This is a genomic window from Nocardiopsis halophila DSM 44494, from assembly GCF_000341245.1.
Classification (GTDB): Bacteria; Actinomycetota; Actinomycetes; order Streptosporangiales; family Streptosporangiaceae; genus Nocardiopsis_A; species Nocardiopsis_A halophila.
In genome coordinates this window covers 31,436-48,407 of sequence record NZ_ANAD01000152.1, presented here as the reverse complement: position 1 = coordinate 48,407, position 16,972 = coordinate 31,436, and the positions used below count along the sequence as shown (strand labels likewise).

The 16,972-nt window shown below is 74.2% G+C and carries 14 protein-coding genes and 1 pseudogene; 9 read left to right on the top strand and 6 right to left on the bottom strand.

Going from position 1 to position 16,972, the window contains the following annotated elements:
• Positions 1–138: 138 nt before the first annotated feature.
• Entirely contained in the window at positions 139–1,260 is a 1,122-nt protein-coding gene (locus D450_RS0117875; RefSeq protein WP_026124224.1) for an adenosine deaminase, read from the bottom strand.
• A 236-nt stretch (positions 1,261–1,496) separates the two neighbouring features.
• Between D450_RS0117875 and D450_RS0117870 the strand changes: the two genes are divergently transcribed.
• The gene (locus D450_RS0117870) at positions 1,497–2,840 is read left to right on the top strand and encodes a four-carbon acid sugar kinase family protein (RefSeq protein WP_026128620.1); all 1,344 of its coding nucleotides are present in this window, start codon (positions 1,497–1,499) and stop codon (positions 2,838–2,840) included.
• Between the two features lie 34 nt (positions 2,841–2,874).
• Here D450_RS0117870 and D450_RS0117865 read toward each other — a convergent pair whose 3' ends face one another.
• Positions 2,875–4,146: an MFS transporter gene (locus D450_RS0117865; RefSeq protein ID WP_017540024.1), complete on the bottom strand. Its 1,272-nt coding sequence runs from the start codon at positions 4,144–4,146 to the stop codon at positions 2,875–2,877.
• A 194-nt stretch (positions 4,147–4,340) separates the two neighbouring features.
• Here D450_RS0117865 and D450_RS0117860 point away from each other — a divergent pair, with 194 nt between their 5' ends.
• Positions 4,341–5,150, top strand: a complete 810-nt coding sequence (locus tag D450_RS0117860) for an ArsR/SmtB family transcription factor (RefSeq protein WP_017540023.1) — start codon at positions 4,341–4,343, stop codon at positions 5,148–5,150.
• Between the two features lie 277 nt (positions 5,151–5,427).
• Here D450_RS0117860 and D450_RS0117855 read toward each other — a convergent pair whose 3' ends face one another.
• Entirely contained in the window at positions 5,428–6,507 is a 1,080-nt protein-coding gene (locus D450_RS0117855; RefSeq protein ID WP_026124221.1) for a Gfo/Idh/MocA family oxidoreductase, read from the bottom strand.
• Between the two features lie 264 nt (positions 6,508–6,771).
• On the opposite strand from D450_RS0117855, the gene D450_RS0117850 reads away from it, so the two are divergent.
• Together D450_RS0117850 and D450_RS0117845 are read left to right on the top strand one after the other, a co-directional pair.
• Positions 6,772–7,092 (top strand): hypothetical protein, encoded by a 321-nt coding sequence (locus D450_RS0117850; RefSeq protein ID WP_239647308.1) that lies wholly within the window; start codon positions 6,772–6,774, stop codon positions 7,090–7,092.
• On the top strand, positions 7,089–7,400 hold the full coding sequence (locus tag D450_RS0117845; protein ID WP_017540020.1) for a hypothetical protein: 312 nt from the start codon (positions 7,089–7,091) through the stop codon (positions 7,398–7,400). Before D450_RS0117850 ends, D450_RS0117845 begins: the two co-directional genes overlap by 4 nt.
• 70 nt (positions 7,401–7,470) lie before the next feature.
• On the opposite strand, the gene lon is transcribed toward D450_RS0117845, so the two are convergent.
• On the bottom strand, positions 7,471–9,888 hold the full coding sequence (gene lon / locus D450_RS0117840; RefSeq protein ID WP_017540019.1) for an endopeptidase La: 2,418 nt from the start codon (positions 9,886–9,888) through the stop codon (positions 7,471–7,473).
• Between the two features lie 380 nt (positions 9,889–10,268).
• Here lon and D450_RS0117835 point away from each other — a divergent pair, with 380 nt between their 5' ends.
• From D450_RS0117835 to D450_RS0117825, 3 genes and pseudogenes are all read left to right on the top strand, one after another.
• Positions 10,269–11,669, top strand: coding sequence for an ABC transporter substrate-binding protein (locus tag D450_RS0117835; RefSeq protein ID WP_017540018.1), 1,401 nt, complete (start codon positions 10,269–10,271; stop codon positions 11,667–11,669).
• Between the two features lie 16 nt (positions 11,670–11,685).
• Positions 11,686–12,640 (top strand): annotated as a pseudogene (locus D450_RS30505) (carbohydrate ABC transporter permease).
• A complete protein-coding gene (locus D450_RS0117825; RefSeq protein WP_017540015.1) occupies positions 12,637–13,560 on the top strand; it encodes a carbohydrate ABC transporter permease in 924 nt (307 codons plus the stop codon). Before D450_RS30505 ends, D450_RS0117825 begins: the two are co-directional and overlap by 4 nt.
• Positions 13,561–13,757: 197 nt before the next feature.
• Here the strand turns inward: D450_RS0117825 and D450_RS0117820 are convergent, their stop codons facing one another.
• Both D450_RS0117820 and D450_RS0117815 read right to left on the bottom strand, forming a co-directional pair.
• Positions 13,758–14,450, bottom strand: coding sequence for a response regulator transcription factor (locus D450_RS0117820; protein ID WP_152520863.1), 693 nt, complete (start codon positions 14,448–14,450; stop codon positions 13,758–13,760).
• Positions 14,447–15,778: a sensor histidine kinase gene (locus D450_RS0117815; RefSeq protein ID WP_017540013.1), complete on the bottom strand. Its 1,332-nt coding sequence runs from the start codon at positions 15,776–15,778 to the stop codon at positions 14,447–14,449. Before D450_RS0117815 ends, D450_RS0117820 begins: the two co-directional genes overlap by 4 nt.
• Before the next feature lie 137 nt (positions 15,779–15,915).
• Here D450_RS0117815 and D450_RS0117810 point away from each other — a divergent pair, with 137 nt between their 5' ends.
• Together D450_RS0117810 and D450_RS0117805 are read left to right on the top strand one after the other, a co-directional pair.
• Positions 15,916–16,236: an SHOCT domain-containing protein gene (locus D450_RS0117810; RefSeq protein ID WP_017540012.1), complete on the top strand. Its 321-nt coding sequence runs from the start codon at positions 15,916–15,918 to the stop codon at positions 16,234–16,236.
• A complete protein-coding gene (locus D450_RS0117805) occupies positions 16,233–16,769 on the top strand; it encodes a hypothetical protein (RefSeq protein WP_017540011.1) in 537 nt (178 codons plus the stop codon). Before D450_RS0117810 ends, D450_RS0117805 begins: the two co-directional genes overlap by 4 nt.
• Positions 16,770–16,972: the final 203 nt, after the last annotated feature.

Here is a 16,972-nt window from a genome sequence, read left to right as displayed (position 1 = left end):
GTCACTCCCCGGTGGCGCGGGGAGGCAGCGGGCGCCGGGCGGGTGGAGTGAAACGAAGGGGACCGTTCACCCGCCCGGCCGCCCGGTACACCCGGCTCTCCGGGGCCCGGGCCGCGCCCGGAGCCGCGGCCGCGCCCCTCACCAGGGGTCCTCCTGGCGGAAGAACGCGGCGCCCGCCGTCTCGGCGCGCAGCCGCGCGAAGCCCGGCTTGATCACCCGGTCGATCAGCTCCAGCCGCTCGTCGTGCGGGATGAAGGCCGACTTCATGGCGTTGACCGTGAACCAGCGCAGGGTCTCGGTCCCGTAGCCGAACTGCTCGCTCAGCCGGGCGAACTCCTCGGTCATCGAGGTGCCGTGCAGCAGCCGGTTGTCGGTGTTGACGGTGACCCGGAACCGCAGTCGCCGCAGCACCTCCACCGGGTGCTCGGCCAGCGAGGGCACGGCGCCGGTGTTGACGTTGGCGGTCGGGCACAGCTCCAGCGGGATGCGCTTGTCCCGCACGTAGGCGGCCAGCCGCCCCAGCTTGGCGGTGCCGTCCTCGGCCACCGCCGCGTCGTCGATGATGCGCACGCCCTGGCCCAGGCGGTCGGCGCCGCACCACTGGATGGCCTCCCAGATGGAGGAGAGGCCGAACCCCTCGCCCGCGTGCAGGGTGAGGTTGAAGTTCTCGCGGCGGATGTGGTCGCAGGCGCCCAGGTGCCGGGTCGGCGGGTAGCCCGCCTCGGGGCCGGCGATGTCGAAGCCGACCACCCCGGCGTCCCGGTAGCGCACCGCGAGCTCGGCGATCTCCTGGGAGTCGGCGGCCTGGCGCAGCGCGGTCAGCAGCAGGCGGACCCGGATCTCCTGCCCGAACAGGCGGGCCTTGGCCTGGCCGACGCGCAGCCCCTCCAGCACCGCGTCCACCACCTGCTCGCGGGTGAGCCCGGCCCGGGTGTGCTGCTCGGGGGCGATCTTGACCTCGGCGTAGACCACGCCGTCGGCGGCCAGGTCCTGCGCGCACTCGGTCCCGGCGCGCACCAGCGCGGGGGCGGTCTGCAGCAGGTCCAGGACCGGGTCCAGGCGGGCCAGCAGCTCCTCCTGGGAGCCGTGCGCGGCCGAGAACCACTCCTGCAGGCGGTCGGGGTCGGTGGCGGGCAGGCCCGGGTGGCCGCTCTCGGCGGCCAGGTCGACCAGGGTGCCGGGGCGCAGGCCGCCGTCCAGGTGGTCGTGCAGGAGCACCTTGGGCATGCGCCGGATGGTGTCGCGTGCGAGTCGAGTCATCGTCCTCCTTGGTGAAGCGTGCGGGAAAACCTCAGGTCACGTGCTTAAATTGCCCGAGAGTCTAGACCACCCGCGGCCGCGGACCCCCCTCCGGCGGCTGTGAGACGCCTCTCCCCCGCTCTTCTACCCGCGATCGGGGCGGCACCGTGCATGCCCGGCGGATGAGAGATTTGACGGGGGAGGAACCGGGGCGGCGCGGGGCCGCCCGGCCCAGAGCGCGCAAGGGAGCGTCCACCGTGGCTCGCATACTCGTCGTGGCCGACGACCTCACCGGGGCCAACGCCACCGGGGCCCGCTTCGCGCGGACCGGGATGCGGGCGGCCACGGTGACCCCGGAGCAGGTGGCCGCGGTGGCCGGCGAGTACGACGTGGTCGTGGCCAACCTGGACAGCCGCCACCTGACGCCGCAGCAGGCCGCCGACCTGGTGGCCGACGTGGTGGAGGCGGTCTGGCCGGTGGACCTGGTGGTCAAGCGGGTGGACAGCACGCTGCGCGGGAACGTGGGCGCTGAGGTGGAGGCGGCCTGGCGGGCGGTGCGCGAGCGGGTCCCCGAGCGCCAGGCGGTGCGGGCCCTGGCGGTGCCCGCCTTCCCCGCCACCGGCCGGGTGACCGTGGACGGGGTACAGCTGCTGGACGGGGTGCCGCTGGAGGCCAGCGAGGTCGCCGCGGACCCGTTCTGCCCGATGGACACCGGCCTGGTCGCACGGATCCTGGCCCGCCAGACCGACCTGGCGGTGCGGCACGTCCCGGCCCGCCAGGTCACCCGGGAGCTGCTGATGGCCGAGCTCACCGCCGGGGACGAGCCGATCGTGCTGTGCGACGCCGCCGACGAGGGGCGGATCGAGGACATCGCCGAGGCGGCCGCCGAGGCGCGGCGCACCGAGGGCGTGGTGTGGGTGTCGGTCGACCCGGGGCCGGCGGGGGCGGCGCTGGGGTACGCGATGCGGCTGCGCGGCCGGGCCGGGGCCCCGGGGCCGCTGCTGGCGGTGGTCGGCAGCGCCACCGAGCTGACCCGGCGGCAGCTGGAGACGGTCGCCCGCACCGGGCCGGTGCGGTTCGTGGACGTGGACCCGCTGCGGCTGGCCGACCCCGGCGACGCCCACGCCGAGGAGTTCGCCGAAGAGCTGCAGGAGCGGCTGTCCGGGGCGGTGTTCCCGGAGTTCGTGGTGGTGCGGACGCTCGCCCCGCCGGAGGGGGCGCCGGGCGCGGGTACGGCGCTGCGGGCGCTTCCCGGCCTGCTGGCCGGGGCGGTGGCCGCGGTGGTGCGCGGGGTGGAGGCCGCCTCGGGGGCGCACGCGCTGCCGACCGGGCTGTATCTGACCGGGGGCGACCTGGCGGCGAGCCTGCTGGACGAGCTGGGCGTGCGCTCGTTCGCGGTGGCCGGGGAGGTGGTGCCCCTGGCGGTGCACGGCGTTCTCGGGGGCGGCCTGCTGGACGGGGTGCCCGCGGTCACCAAGGGCGGCCTGGTGGGGGACGCGACGACGGCGGTGGAGTGCTTCGGCCGCCTGCGCCGGGCGGCCCAGGCGCGGCTGCACCAGGTCAACGCCGAGGTCCCCGAGCACGTTCTGCCCAAGGCCTGAGGCGCCCAAGGCCTGAGGCGCTCCGGACCGGGCGTCAGCCGGTTCCGTGCGCCTCACCCGGCGCCCCGCCCCGCTCCGGGGGCGCGGCCTTCGGCCCGGCCCTGAGCCCGAGGCCGCTCACCAGGGCCAGAGCGCACAGCGCGACCACGTACCCCACCACCGCGCCCCACCCCCAGGTGTCGTAGACCAGACCGCCGAGCCACCCGAAGGCGCTGGAGCCCAGGTAGTAGGCCAGGGTGTACAGGGCGGCGGCCTGGGCGCGCGCGAAGCGGCGGGCGCGGTGGCCCACCCAGGCCGAGGCGGTGGTGTGGGCCGCGAAGAAGAAGAACGTGAGCACCAGCAGGCCGGCGGCGACCGCGGAGAACGCTGGCAGCCGGAGCAGGGCGGCGCCGGCGGCCATCAGCGCCACGCACACGAGCAGCACCGGGTGGCGGCCGAACCGCTCGACGGCCCGCCCCACCGCCGCCGAGCCGACCGTCCCGGCCAGGTAGGCCGCGAAGAGGAAGGCCACCAGGGTCTGGGACAGGCCGAAGGGGGCGTCCATCATGCGGAAGCCCAGGTAGTTGTAGACGGTGACGAAGGCGCCCATGAGCAGCAGGGCGTGCGCGTAGAGGGCGAGCAGGCCGGGGTCGGCGACGGCGCCGCCGAGCCGGCGCAGCAGCCCGCCGCCGTCCGGGGGCCCGCCCCTGGCGCGCGGGCGCGGGACGAACCCCCGGGCGGGCGGGACGGCGATGAGGAAGGCCGCCAGGGCGGCGAGCGCGAGCAGCGAGTCGGCGCCCACGCCCCAGCGCCAGCCGCCGAGGTCGGCGACGGCGCCGGCGACCAGGCGGCCGGACATGCCGCCCACGGTGTTGCCGGCGATGTAGATCCCGGCGGCGCGGGACAGGTGCGCCGGGGCGATCTCTTCGGCGAGGTAGGCCATGGCGACGGCGGGCACGCCGCCGAGGAAGGCGCCCTGCAGGGCGCGCAGGGCCAACAGGGACCAGATCTCGGGGGCGAAGGGGGCGGCCAGGCCCAGCACGGTGGAGACGGCCAGGGCGGTCGACATGGTCCCGACCCGTCCGAACCGGTCGGCGACGCCGCTCCACACCAGCACGCACGCGGCGAGGCCGGCGGTGGCGAAGGAGACCGAGAGCGCGACGGTGGACGCGGCGGCGGAGAAGTCGTCGGCCATCCCGGGAAGGACCGCCTGCACGGCGTAGAGCTGCGCGAACGTGGCGATGCCCGCGGCGGTCATCGCCACCGTGACCCGCCGGTACCCGGCACTGCCCGCCCGGTGCCCCAGGGTGTCCCGCCCGGCGGCCACTGATTCGTCCACTCATCCGACGTTAGACCGCGACCCCCTCCCCGGCCCACCCCGCCGGGGTCGGCCGGGAGGTATCTCACATCCGCTCACGCGGATTCACACGCCCGCCCGGCGGCGCCCGCCGTTGACANAGCCAGCCGATCGGCTGCCTAATTTAAGAGGCAGCCAAAAGGCTGCCTATCGGGAGAGCGGGGATGGACGAGGTATTCAAGGCCCTGGCCGACCACGGCCGCCGCACGCTGCTGGACAGCCTCAACGCCCGCAACGGGCAGACCCTGCGCGAACTGTGCTCGGAGCTGGACATGGCGCGCCAGTCGGTGAGCAAGCACCTGGCCGTACTGGAGGCGGCCGGCCTGGTCACCACCGCCCGGCGCGGCCGGGAGAAGCTGCACTACCTCGACGCCGGGCCGATCAACGCCATCGCCGAACGCTGGATCAGCCGCTACGACCGCGAGCGCGCACGCGCGCTCGCCGACCTGAAGCACGCCCTGGAGGACGCCGCCATGGACAGCACCGCGTTCGTCTACACCGCCTACATCAAGACCACGCCGGAGCGGCTCTGGCAGGCCCTGACCGACCCGGCCTTCACCCGCCGCTACTGGGGCCTGGAGTTCTCCACCGAGTGGTCCGCCGGATCGGCCATGGCCTGGGAGCAGCAGGGCGCGAAGATCGTCCACCCCGAACAGGTCGTCCTCGAATCCGAGCCCTACCGGCGGCTGTCCTACACCTGGCACACCTTCACCCCGGAATGGGCCGAGGCGGTCGGGATCGACGAGGACACCCGGGCCGCCCTGGCCGCCGAGCCCCGGTCGAAGGTCGCGTTCGAGATCGAGCCCGCCGGGGAGACGGTCAAGCTGACCGTCGTCCACGACGGCTTCGCGCCCGACAGCACCCTCCGCGGGATGATCCAGGAGGGCTGGCCCGGCGTCGTCTCCGGCCTGAAGACCCTGCTGGAGACCGGAGAGGCCCTCCCGACCCCCGAACCCGAGGGCCAGAGCGGGTGACCGCTGCTCCCCGGCCCGTGCGCACCGGCAGAGTCCGGAGCGCACGGGCCGCCGGGACGCCGGCCGCCCGTGCCCCCGGGGTCCTGTGGCCGCGCGTCCGCCGGAAAGGGCCGGCACACGCGGCGCCGCGATCCGGCACGACCTGACGCTCGGTGCCCCGCTCAAGCGGTCATCAGGCGCCTGCGACCGCCGACCGGTGCGGACACCTCCCCCGACGATCCGGGGGCCGAGGGCGGCGGGAGGGCGGCGGGCCGTCTTCCCGGGCGGGCCTCGCCGTCTACTCCCCCGGGCGGACGGAGCGGTGCTCGCGGGCGCTCTTGCGGGCGGCCTCGATGACCTCCAGGCCGTGAATGACCTCGTGCGGCTCGACCGGGACCGGGTCGCCCTCGCCCACGGCCTCACGGACGCCCTCGTAGAACGCGGGGTAGCAGCCGCGCTCGGAGGGGACGCGCCGGAGGTCGTCCCCGGCGCCGACCAGGCCCCAGGCCTCCTCCGGCTCGACGCCCCAGTCCTCGGCGGTCGGCTCCTCTCCCGCCGTCAGGCGCGCCTCCTGGGAGTCCATGCCCTCGATCGTGAACCCGGCCGCGTCGCCCAGCACCCGGAACCGGGGCCCGGGCCGCGCGGCCAGGGCGCCCATCCACAGGTGGGAGCGGACCCCGCCGCCGTGGGTGAGCGCGAGGAAGGCGTCGTCGTCGGCGACCACCCCGGGGCGGCGGGCGTCCAGCTCGGCGTAGACGTGCTCGACGGGGCCGAAGAGGTTCACGGCCTGGTCGATCAGGTGCGGCCCCAGGTCGAAGAGGGTCCCGGCGCCGTCGTCGGCGGCACCCCGCTCGCGCCAGGTCCCCTTGGCCTCCGGGCGCCACCGCTCGAACCGGGACTCGAACCGGTGCACCCGCCCGAGGGCGCCCTCGTCGATCAGCTTCCAGAGGGTCAGGAAGTCGGCGTCCCAGCGGCGGTTCTGGTAGACGGTCAGCACGTGGCCCAGCTCCTCGGCGAGCTCGGTGAGCCCGCGGGCGCGGGCGGCGTCGAGCGCGAAGGGCTTGTCGACCACGACCGACATGCCGGCCTTCAGCGCGGCCTCGGCGAGCGGGGCGTGCGTGTCGTTCGGGGTGGTCACCACCGCGATCTCGAACTCCGCGGCCCTGTTCCACAGCTCGTCCGCCGAGGCGATGACCTCGGTCCCGGGGTAGCGCCGGTGCACGGCCTCCTGGCGCTCGGGGTTCCCGGTGACCACGGCGGCGAGCCGCAGTCCGGGGGTGGCCTCGATGAGCGGCGCGTGGAACACCTCCCCGCCCTTGCCGTATCCGAGCAGTGCCACGTGCAGTTCCGGGCCGGAGTGGGCGTTCGCTGTGGTCATGGGGCCAATCTAAGGGAGAGGGAGGCCCCGCCCGTACGGACGCCCGCCCCCGGATGCGGCCGTCGACGCGCCGGGGCCGCTCCCGGGCCTCCATGCTCGGCGGGGAAGAGGACGCAGTGCTGTGGACAGGCTCCGTCCGGATTCCGCGAACGCCGGACACCCCGTGTGCCGGACCGCTAGTGACCTGCCGTCCTTGAAGAAGCGAGACGAAGGAGAGCGATGTCCGTACTGCTCGATCCGGACGATCGCGGTTACCGTGAAGACATGGACAAGCGCATCGGGTTCGGCAGCGTCTCCCCCTCCGGCCACGCACTCACCGTGCCGTCCGAGGTGTGGGCGGCATTGGAGCTCGACAACCCCGACGCGGTCGTCGAGTACATCGAGCGCGAGGGCGAGATCGTGCTCCGGCCCCGTGTCGCGGTCCACCCGGACGACGCCTGGTTCTGGAGCCCGGAAAGCCAGGCCGCCGAGCAGGAGGCCGAAGAGGACCTCGCGGCCGGCCGCTACACGACCTTCCAGAACGAGGAGGAGTTCCTCGCCCACCTCGAGAAAGTGGCGGAGCACGGCCCCGAGGAAACCGGGTGAAGTTCCGTACGTCGAGTACCTTCGAGCGCCAGTTCCTCCGCCTTCCGGAACAGCATGGGGCCCAGTTCCGCCGGGCCGTGCACGAGCACTTCCTCCCCGCCCTCAAGGCCGGCGCTCTGACGGGTGACCCGCCGTGGCCGGTCCGCCTCCGCATCCACCGACTCCGTCGGCGGGAAATCTATACGCTCACCTGGAGTTTCAGTGGGCCCGACGGCCGGGCCACCTTCCACCTCGAGAAGGACGAGGACGGGGATCCCCTCCTCGTCTGGCGCCGCATCGGCGACCATTCGATCTACAAGGACCCCTGACGGACGCCGAGGGGCCGCCGCCCTGCCCGGGCGGCGGCCCCGTTCTCGGCGGTCCGCCCCTGCGGCGTGGTCAGGCCGCCACCGAGTGGGCCTCCTCAGCGGTCGCGGCGGGCTCCAGGGCCAGGCGCAGCACCTCGCGGACGTCGGCCACGGGGTGGACGTCGAGCTCGGCGAGGACGTCGTCGGGGACCTCGTCCAGGTCGGGCTCGTTGCGCGCCGGGATGAGCACCGTGGTGATGCCCGCCCGGTGCGCCGCCAGCAGCTTCTGCTTGACCCCGCCGATGGGCAGCACCCGCCCGGTCAGCGAGACCTCGCCGGTCATGGCCACCTCGGAGCGCGCCGGACGGCCCGACAGCAGGGAGGCCAGCGCCGTGGTCATGGTCACGCCCGCGCTGGGGCCGTCCTTGGGGATGGACCCGGCCGGGACGTGGACGTGCACGCCGCGGTCCTTCAGGTCGCCCACCGGCAGCTCCAGCTCCGCGCCGCGCGAGCGCAGGTAGGACAGGGCGATCTGGGCCGACTCCTTCATCACGTCGCCGAGCTGCCCGGTCAGGGTGACCCCGCCCGCCCCGGACTCGGGGTCGGCCAGGGAGGCCTCGACGAAGAGAACGTCCCCGCCGGCGCCGGTGACGGCCAGCCCGGTGGCCACCCCCGGGACCGAGGTGCGCTCGGCCGACTCCGGGGTGTGCCGGGGCCGCCCGAGGTAGCCGGTCAGGTCGTCGGCGNGCCCCCCCGCCAGCCGCTCCCCCTCCAGGGCGTCCTGCGCGGCGATCTTGCGCAGCACGCGGGCGATGGACCGCTCCAGGCCGCGCACCCCCGCCTCGCGGGTGTACTCGGCCGCCAGCCGGCGCAGCGCCCCGTCCTCGAAGGCGACCTCGCCGCCGTCGAGCCCGGCCTTGTCCAGCTGCCGGGGCAGCAGGTGGTCCCGGGCGATGGAGACCTTCTCCCGCTCGGTGTAGCCGTCCAGCTCCACCAGTTCCATCCGGTCCAGCAGCGGCCCGGGGATGGTCTCCAGGGTGTTGGCGGTGGCCAGGAAGACCACGTCCGACAGGTCGAGGTCGACCTCCAGGTAGTGGTCGCGGAAGGTGTGGTTCTGCGCCGGGTCGAGCACCTCCAGCAGCGCGGAGGTGGGGTCGCCGCGGAAGTCGGCACCGACCTTGTCGATCTCGTCGAGCAGCACCACGGGGTTCATCGAGCCGGACTCGCGGATCGCCCGCACGATGCGGCCGGGCATGGCGCCCACGTAGGTGCGCCGGTGGCCGCGGATCTCGGCCTCGTCGCGCACGCCGCCCAGCGCCACCCGGGTGAAGGTGCGGCCCATGGCTCGGGCCACCGACTCGCCCAGCGAGGTCTTGCCGACGCCGGGCGGGCCGACCAGGGCCAGGACGGCGCCGCTGCGCCGGCCGCCGACCACGCCCATCCCGCGCTCCTCGCGGCGCTTGCGCACCGCCAGGTACTCGGTGATGCGCTCCTTGACGTCGTCGAGGCCGGTGTGGTCGTCGTCCAGGACGCCGCGCGCCCCGGCGATGTCGTAGGAGTCGTCGGTGCGCTCGTTCCACGGCATGTCGAGGACGGTGTCCAGCCAGGTGCGGATCCACCCGGACTCGGGCGAGGAGTCCCCGGCGCGCTCGAGCTTGTCGACCTCCTCCAGCGCGGCCTTGCGCACGTGGTCGGGCAGGTCGGCGGCCTCGACGCGCTCGCGGTAGTCGTCCTCCTCGCTGCCGGGCCGCCCGTCGAGCTCGTTGAGCTCCTTGCGGATGGCCTCCATCTGGCGCCGCAGCAGGAACTCGCGCTGCTGCTTGTCGACGCCCTCCTGGACGTCCTTGTCGATGGTCTCGGCCACGTCCAGCTCGGCCAGCGCCTCGCGGGTCCACTCGGTCAGCCGGCGCAGCCGCTCGGCGACGTCGTAGGTCTCCAGCAGCGCCAGCTTCTGCTCGGTGGTCAGGAAGGGGGAGTAGCCGCCGCGGTCGGCCAGCCGGGCCGGGTCGTCGGTCTGCTGGATGGTGTCGATGGCCTGCCAGGCGCCCCGCTTCTGCAGGTAGGAGGCGGCCAGGCCCTTGTACTCGCGGGCCAGCTCGGTCACCTTGCCGGGGTAGCCGCCCTCGGGCGCCTCGTCGGTGTGGACCTCGGCCGACACCCACAGTGCCGCGCCGGGGCCGGTGGTTCCGCTGCCGACGCGCGCGCGGCCGGTTCCGCGGAGCACGGCGGCGGGGTCGCCCTGGGGCGTGCGGCCCACCTGCTCGACGACGGCGACCGTGCCGGTCCCGGTGTGGGTTCCGTCGATGCGCGGAACGATCAGCACCCGCGGCTTGCTCTGGGAGCGGATACCGGGGACCTGGGCGCCGTCGTCGTGTCCGGCGCGCGCGGCGTCGATGGCGGCGCGGACCTCGGAATCGGAGATGTCCACCGGCACGACCATGCCGGGGAGCACGACGTCGTCGTCGAGGGGGAGCACCGGCAGGGTGACGCCGGTCTGCGCTTCAGTCATCGGACCCTCCTTGTTGAGTCACTATCACTCAATAAACAAGAGTCCGGTTTTCTTCCCGGGCGCGTGTTCGCCGTGAGCGATCACCCGAACGGCCGCGCGGAGAGCGGCGCACACCCCGGTGAACCGGCGGCACCCCCGCGCTCTTCCGTGAGGGGCGGCGCTATCCCCCCGCCCGCGCCACTCTCGGTATGCGGTCGACCGACCACAAAAGGATCATCCGACGAGTGTGACCCGCACCACTCCCCCGCACCCCGCTCGACCTGCACCGTAACTGAACCGTTGCGGACAGGAACCGGCCCCGCTCTGGACATCGGGGCCTACGGCGACTTGGATCAGGGGTCCCGGTCTATACCAGTTCCGGGCGTCCATGGAGGTGCTGCATGGCCCCGTCCCCGACCCCGACGACGACGTCCCCGCCCGCGCGCCGCCCGGCCCCGGCGGCCGCGCGCAGATCCGCCCGGGCGGCCGGAGCCGCCCTGCTGCCCCTGGCCCTGCTGGCCTCCGGCTGCGGCTACCTCGCCGGGGAGCAGGGCGGCGGCGCCGACCCCGGATCGGCCGCCTGCGAGCCCTACGCCCAGTGGCAGGACATCGGCGGAACCGTGGAGATGTACGGCCCCATCCGCGAGGAGGAGGGCGAGCGGCTCCGGCAGGCCTGGCAGGAGTTCAGCGACTGCACCGGGATCGAGATCGCCTACGAGGGCAGCGGCGACTTCGAGGCGCAGATCCAGGTCCGGGTGGACGGCGGCAACGCCCCCGACATCGCGATCTTCCCCCAGCCCGGCCTGCTCGCCCGGTTCGTGGACTCCGGCGACGCTCTGCCGCTGCCCGAGGGCGCCGCCGGCCTGGCCGAGGAGGGCTGGAGCGAGGACTGGCTGTCCTACGTCGAGCACGACGGCGAGCTGTACGGCACCCCGCAGGCCTCCAACGTCAAGTCGCTGGTGTGGTACTCGCCCGCGGTGTTCTCCGAGAACGGCTACGAGACCCCGCAGAGCTGGGACGAGATGATCGACCTGTCCGACGCCATGGCCGAGGACGGGATGAAGCCCTGGTGCGCCGGGATCGAGTCCGGCGAGGCCACCGGCTGGCCGGCCACCGACTGGCTGGAGAACGCGGTCCTGCGCGAGCACGGGCCCGAGGTCTACGACCAGTGGGTCGAGCACGAGATCCCCTTCGACGACGAGCGCATCGTCGACGCCCTCGAGAGGGTGGACGGCATCCTGCGCAACCCCGACTACGTCAACGGCGGCCACGGCGGCGTGAAGTCCATCGCCACCACCTCCCAGCAGGACGCCGGGCTGCCGGTGAACGACGGCGAGTGCGGCATGTACATGATGGGCTCCTTCTACGCCGCCAACTGGCCCGAGGACACCGACATCTCCGAGGACGGCGACATCTACGCCTTCAACCTGCCCGCCATCGACGAGCAGGTCGGCACCCCGATCGTCGGGGGCGGCGAGTTCGCCGCGGCCTTCGCCGACCGCCCCGAGGTGGTGGCCGTGCAGGAGTACCTGGCCACGGTGGAGTTCGCCGACAGCCGCGCCTCCCTGGGCCGCTGGTTCTCCGCGCACCGCGACGCCGACCTGGAGCTGCTGGAGAACCCCATCGACCGGCTCTCCGCCGAGCTGCTCCGCGACCCCGAGGTGGTCTTCCGCTGGGACGGCGGCGACAACATGCCCGCCGCGGTCGGCGCGGGCACCTTCTGGCGCGGCATGACCGACTGGATCAACGGCAAGGGCACCGAGGAGACGCTCACCTACATCGAGAAGTCCTGGGACGATTAGGAGAGCGGTCGGCGCGATGGGTTTCGACGTACTCTCCGAGCTGCCCAAGCTGCTCTGGCTGGTCATCGGGGTCGCGGGGTTCCTGGCCGTGTTCGGGGTCCTGCTGGTCGTGGTGGACCGCGGCCCCAAGACCCGCCGGGAGTGGTGGCAGGCGGCCTGCTTCCTCGGCCCGGCGGCCCTGCTCCTGCTGGTGGGGCTGGTCTACCCGGTGCTGCGCACCACCGTGCTGTCCTTCATGGACGGCCCCGGGCAGGCGTGGGTGGGGCTGCGCAACTACGTGTGGATGTTCACCCGCCCCGAGATCCTGGTGGTGCTGCGCAACACCCTGCTCTGGGTGCTCATCGCCCCGGCGCTGGCCACCGCCACCGGACTGGTGTACGCGGTGCTGGTGGACCGCACGCGCTATGAGTCGGTGGCCAAGTCGCTGCTGTTCATGCCGATGGCGATCTCCTTCGTCGGGGCGAGCATCATCTGGAAGTTCGTCTACGCCCACCGCCCGGCCGGCTCCGACCAGATCGGGCTGCTCAACCAGCTGTGGACCCTNGCCCCCCCAGCCGCTGAACACGCTGCTGCTGATCGTCGTCCTGATCTGGATCCAGGCCGGGTTCGCGATGGTGATCCTGTCCGCGGCGATCAAGGCGATCCCGACCGACATCGTCGAGGCCGCCCGCATCGACGGGGTCACCGCCCTCCAGCTGTTCTGGCGGGTCCCCCTGCCGATGATCTGGCCGACGGTGGCGGTCGTGCTCATCACCATCTCGGTGCAGACCCTGAAGGTGTTCGACATCGTCCGCACGGTCACCGGCGGCCAGTTCTCCACCTCCGTCATCGCCAACGAGATGTACAACCAGGCGTTCCGGTACGGGGAGCTGGGGCAGGGCTCGGCACTGGCGGTGTTCCTGTTCGTGCTGGTGGTCCCGCTCGTGCTGATCCAGATCCGCAGCACCCGGCGCACCAGGGAGGCACTGTGACCCCGCCCCGCACGACCTCGGCCTCCCGGGTGCGGCGCCGGCTGTCCGGCGCGGCCGGCAGCGCCGCGGCGATCGCCATCGCCGTGCTGTGGACGCTGCCCACCGCCGGGCTGCTCGTCTCCTCCTTCCGGCCCGAGGAGCAGATCAAGACCACCGGCTGGTGGACGTTCTTCGGCGACCCCGAGGTGACCCTGCGCAACTACGGCGACGTGCTCTTCGGCAGCGCCAGCGACGGACGGCTGGCCAGCCACTTCGTCAACTCCTTCGTGATCACGGTGCCCACGATGGTGTTCGTGGTGCTACTGGCCGCGCTGGCCGCCTACGCCCTGGCCTGGATGCGCTTCCCCGGCCGCGACTGGCTGTTCATCGGCGTGTTCGCGCTGCAGATCGTGCCGCTGCAGATGTCGCTGGTGCCGCTGCTGCGGCTGTTCTCCGAGGGCGTGGCGGTCGGCGGCGCCACCCTCGTACCGCCGCTGGACCTGCCCGGCGCCTTCCAGTTCACCAACGTGTGGATCGCCCACACCATGTTCGGCCTGCCGCTGGGCATCTTCCTGATGCACAACTTCATCTCCCGGCTGCCGTCGAGCATCATCGAGGCGGCCCGGGCCGACGGCGCCGGGCACGGCGTCGTCTTCCGGCGGATCGTGCTGCCGCTGACCGTCCCGGCCCTGGTGTCGCTGGCCATCTTCCAGTTCCTGTGGGTGTGGAACGACCTGCTGGTCGCGCTGATCTTCGCGGGCGGCAGCATCGACGTCGCCCCGCTGACGGTGCGCCTGGCCGAGCTGGCCGGGACCCGCGGGAACGAATGGCAGCGGCTGACCGCCGGGGCGTTCGTGTCGATGGTCGTCCCGCTGCTGGTCTTCTTCTCGCTCCAGCGCTACTTCGCCCGCGGCCTGCTGGCCGGAAGCATGAAGGGCTGAGGCCGGCCGGGACCGTGCCCTTGGAGGCGGCCGCCGCGGCGAGGCCCGGGCCCCGGACGGCCGTTCCTCCGGGGGCGATGGGCACCGGGGGGGGCGATGGGCACCGAGGGCCGGGACGGCCGGGAGCCGACCGGCACGGACGCCTGCGGGCACCGCGGAAGGGACCGCCGGAGCAGCGTCCGGCGGCGCCTCCCTCCTCAGCGCACCAGCCCCGACCGGTAGGCGATGACGACCAGCTGCGCCCGGTCGCGGGCGTGCAGCTTGACCATGGCCCGGCTGACGTGGGTGCGGGCGGTGGCCGGGCTGACGAACAGCCGCTCGGCGATCTCCCCGTTGCTCAGGCCCTCCCCCACCAGGGCGAGCACCTCCCGCTCCCGCTCGGTCAGGCCGCCCAGGTCGGGGCGCGGGCCGCCGCCGGCGGGGGCGCTGGAGGTGAAGGCGGAGATGACCCGGCGGGTCACCGAGGGCGAGAGCAGCGACCCCCCTTCGGCCGCCAGCCGGATCGCGCGCAGCAGCTCCTCGGGCGGGCTGTCCTTGATCAGGAAGCCCGCCGCACCGGCGCGCAGCGCCTCGAACACGTACTCGTCCAGTTCGAAGGTGGTCAGCACCACCACGCGGGTGCCGGACAGCTCCGGGTCGGAGGCGATCTCCTTCAGCGCCCGGATGCCGTCCACCTCCGGCATGCGCACGTCCATCAGCAGCACGTCGGGGCGGACCCCCCGGGCCAGGTCGACCGCCTCCCGCCCGTCGGCGGCCTCCCCGGCCACCTCCAGGCCGTCCTCCTCCTCGATGAGCACCCGGAGCCCCATGCGCACCAGCGCCTGGTCGTCGGCCAGGACCACCCGCACCGGGCCGCCCGCCGCCTCCGCGCCCCCTGCCGCGCCGCTCACCGGCCGCCCCGCGGGGCGCCCAGGGGGAGGCGGGCCCGGACGGCGAACCCGCCCGCGCTCCGAGGGCCGGCGTGCAGGTTGCCGCCGACGGCCCGCGCGCGCTCGCGCATCCCGGCGATCCCGCTGCCCTCACGGGGACCGGGACCGGCGACGCGCGGCCCGTCGTCCTCGATCTCCACCGCGACCTCCCCGTGCTCGTAGGCGATCCGTACCGACGCGGACGCCCCGGGGGCGTGCCGCGCCACGTTGGTCAGCGCCTCCTGCACGATCCGGTAGGCGGCGTGGTCCACCGCGGCCGGAGGCACCGAGGGCTCCCCCACAGTGTGCACCTCCACCCGCACCCCGGCCGACTCCATCCCGGCGGCGAGCTCGCCCACCCGGTCCAGTCCGGGCAGCGGGGCCCGCTCGGAACCCTCCGCGCCCTTCGCGCCCTGCGCGGCGTCCCCGTCCCGCCCGCCGCCGGCGGGGGCGCCCTCCCGGAACACCTCCAGGGTCCCGCGCAGCTCGTCCAGGGCGTCCTTGCTGGTGCGCCGGATCGCGTCCAGCGACTCGCGGACCCGGTCGGGGCGCTTCTCCAGCACGTGCATGGCCACCCCGGCCTGCATGCTGATCACCGAGAGGCTGTGCCCGACGACGTCGTGCACCTCCCGGGCGATGCGCAGCCGCTCCTCATAGGCCGAGCGGCGCAGCGCCTGCTCGTGCTCCCGGCGGCGGCTCTCACTCCGCCCGCGCACGGTCGCCCCCAGCGCGGCGGCCGCCAGCATCATCGCCAGGTACGGGATGAAGACCAGGTAGGTCCCGGTCTGCAGGAGGCCCAGGTAGGGCTCGTCCAGGTTCAGGGCGAGCAGCACCGGCAGCCCGAACGCGGTCCAGGGCAGCCATTCCCGGAGCGCCATGCGCGAGGCCATGGTGTACAGGTTGAGCAGCGTCCCGGCCAGCACCGCGCCGTGGAACCCGGTGGCGGCGACGAAGGCCGCGGTGGCCAGGGCGGAGACGGCGAAGGCCGAGCGCGGCCAGACCCGGCGCAGCACGACGCAGGCGGCGACCACCGCCACGCACGCCAGCGGCAGGGCGGGCAGGTCGAAACCGCCCTGCCACGGGGGGTCCCACCCGCGCCCCGGGCGGGGGCCGTCCGGTCCCGGCCCGTCCGGGGTGAACCCCTGCGGCGGCTCCGGACCGCGGCCGTGCCCCGGCGGGGGTCCGGAGGCCTTGGCGCCCAGCGCCACCGTCCCGGCGGCGCCCACCAGCAGGCCCAGCGGGGCGTCGAGGGCGAGCTTGCGGCCGGCGCCGGGGCCGAATGCGGCGCGGACGCGTTCGAGGAAGGGCATCACGCCTGCGACGTTAGCCCTCGGCCGCCCCGCCGGGCATCGGCCGCAGAGCGTAGAGCGCGTCGTTCCCGGTGCGTACCCGCGATGACGCGCCGCGGGCGACGAGCGCGACGCGCGCGCAGGCGCACCGTGGGGCCATGAACACGACCGCATTCACCGCGACCGCCGCGGCGGCGCACGGCCCGCCCTGGGCCGGCCCGCCGCCGTTCGCACCGTTCCTGGGAGCCGCCGTGCTGTGCCTGCTTCTCCTGCTGATCGCCCTCGGGGCCTTCCTGACGATGCGCGCCAAGGGCCACCGCCCGCCGTGGGCCGGCCACGCCCCCGAACCGCCCGAGACCGCCGCCCGCCGGGTGCTGGCCGAGCGGTTCGCCAAGGGCGACATCACGGTCGAGGAGTTCATGGAGCGCGCGAGCGCGCTCAACTGGGACCCCGGCCAGTCCCCGAAGGGACGGAGGTGACCGCCGGGACGGCCCCGGTCCGGCCGTCGGGCGCCCTGCGTGCCCGGCGGCTGCCGCCGGGGTGGCGCAAGGCGGCGCTCAGCGTGCACGTGGTCGCCTCGGTGGGCTGGCTCGGGGTGCACGGGAGCATGCTCGCGCTCGCGTGGGCGGCGGCCGCCGACCCGGGGGCGCGGGGGGCGGCCCTCGATGCGGCCGGGCTGCTGTCGGGGCTGCTCGTGCCGCCTCTGAGCCTGGTGGCACTGGTGAGCGGGCTGGTGCTGTCCCTGGGCACCCCGTGGGGGCTGCTGCGCCACTACTGGGTGACGGCCAAGCTGGTACTGACCCTGCTGCTGGTGGTCGGCTCCAACCTGAGCATCGGGCCGGCGGTCCGCACGCTGGCCGCCGGCCCGGAGGCGGCCGCCGGGGCCGAGCTCGTCTCGGCGCTGGGGGCGCTGTCGGTCTCCTTCACCGTGCTGCTGGCCACGGTGCTGCTGTCCACGGTCAAGCCCTTCGGCCGGATCGGTCGGCGCGCCCGGGAGGGGCGGCGCCGGTGACCGGGCGCCCGGCGGGGCGTCCCCCTCCCCGGATGATTCAGGATTCAACCAGCTCAGCGGGGATCGGCGGCACGGCGGTGGCCGAATCCGGCTACGCAGAGCGTGATCTCGATCACCCGGCGAAAGTGAAGCCGTATCGCCCACCCCTCGGGTAATCCCACTTATCCCAGCTCAGGACCATCGGCCCCACAGGACCCGTATCC

Excerpts from the sequence above, each read along its gene's own strand:
- D450_RS0117875 (WP_026124224.1), bottom strand. The coding sequence starts at position 1,260 with ATGACTCGACTCGCACGCGACACCATCCGGCGCATGCCCAAGGTGCTC.
- D450_RS0117860 (WP_017540023.1), top strand. The coding sequence starts at position 4,341 with ATGGACGAGGTATTCAAGGCCCTGGCCGACCACGGCCGCCGCACGCTG.
- D450_RS0117855 (WP_026124221.1), bottom strand. The coding sequence starts at position 6,507 with ATGACCACAGCGAACGCCCACTCCGGCCCGGAACTGCACGTGGCACTG.
- D450_RS0117850 (WP_239647308.1), top strand. The coding sequence starts at position 6,772 with ATGGACAAGCGCATCGGGTTCGGCAGCGTCTCCCCCTCCGGCCACGCA.
- D450_RS0117835 (WP_017540018.1), top strand. The coding sequence starts at position 10,269 with ATGGCCCCGTCCCCGACCCCGACGACGACGTCCCCGCCCGCGCGCCGC.
- D450_RS0117815 (WP_017540013.1), bottom strand. The coding sequence starts at position 15,778 with ATGCCCTTCCTCGAACGCGTCCGCGCCGCATTCGGCCCCGGCGCCGGC.
- D450_RS0117810 (WP_017540012.1), top strand. The coding sequence starts at position 15,916 with ATGAACACGACCGCATTCACCGCGACCGCCGCGGCGGCGCACGGCCCG.